The organism is Psychrobacter sp. 78a-MNA-CIBAN-0178 (assembly GCF_040309625.1).
GTDB classification, from domain to species: Bacteria; Pseudomonadota; Gammaproteobacteria; order Pseudomonadales; family Moraxellaceae; genus Psychrobacter; species Psychrobacter okhotskensis.
On sequence record NZ_JBEOOZ010000059.1, the window covers coordinates 1 to 1258 of the forward strand.

At 40.4% G+C, this 1258-nt stretch carries 1 pseudogene; it reads left to right on the top strand.

Going from position 1 to position 1258, the window contains the following annotated elements:
• Positions 1-795 (top strand): annotated as a pseudogene (locus AAEY80_RS14200) (hypothetical protein); the annotation flags it as partial.
• Between the last annotated feature and the right edge of the window lie 463 nt (positions 796-1258).

Consider the following 1258-nt stretch of genomic DNA (forward strand, 5'->3'; position numbering starts at 1 on the left):
AAAATGATGGCTTTCTTTAAAGAACTGCAAGGTAAGGGTTGGACTTATGCTAAAAGTTTAAGTGAGCCTCGTTTAAGCCCTAAAGACAGCTTTATATTTGCCACAAAAGAAGGTGGAAGTGACTTTAATCTTGATTACACCTACCCTTTGAACTTTGAGCAATGGATGCAGCTCAGTGATTTACAAATATGGCAACTGCGACATGGTACAGATGTATTTATGAATATTAGAATAAATAGGCAAAGTGACCCTGAAACAGGCAACCGTCATTACCTGATTAGCTTAGATATTTTCGATGAGTTAGAGTTAATAAGACAAATAATCCCTAATAACTATGATGAATCTTTGACCAAAGAATATAGTAAGCTTTATGGCGGATTACCTGAAGCTAGACTTTTTTTCGAGACTAAAGCCATTAAAATGGGATTGAAGATTCAGCAAAATCAACCTGACTATACGCTACCACTCGTACTTAAAGAGACAGGTATCGACACCAGTAAATTTATCTCTATTGACCCTTACAAAATAACTTATGAAGAGTTTATTAAGCTTCAAGAGGCTGGAGAAGACATGACGCCCTATTATGAAAATAAAACCAAGCCTAATAAACCCGAAATCACCAGTCAAGCGAAAGGCCGCTGCCTAGCTGGTCAGCCCTGCCCTAAATCAGGCTACTGGTTCACGCAAGCAAAATCTGACAGTCGTGCTTACTTTAAGCAAGGCGACATCATGCCAGATTATCCTAATAACCAATGGGGTCAGGTTATTTGGCAGTTTGAGGGTGAAAAAGGTTAGTTTGTTATTATTTTACTTAAGCCACCTTCGGGTGGTTTTTTATATTTACTACTCTCCACTCAGCCGCAAACCCACGCACCCACGCACAATCTGGACAGCATAACTATCAGCAGCATACACCGACTCTGACTCAAACTGCTCTTGGTGGTCAGCACTTAACTGAACGTTTAACGCAACTGGCAACAGGTCTTGGACATAACGTCAAAGATCATAACGCGATTAAGACGCAACTTGAGACTATCGCAGAAGAACAACAAACCAATACCCATCAAACAATGCCATTCGCGCTGATAGATAGCGCAGCTGACATAAGCTATGTGAGCGACGATACCATTATTCATAGAACTATGGGCGAGATGATTAGCACTACTCAGCAAGATATGAGTATTAGTAGTGGCGATAGTCATCATCAAGTCAGTAGCGAATCACTCAATATCATAGCCGATGGTCAGTTTAGTATGAC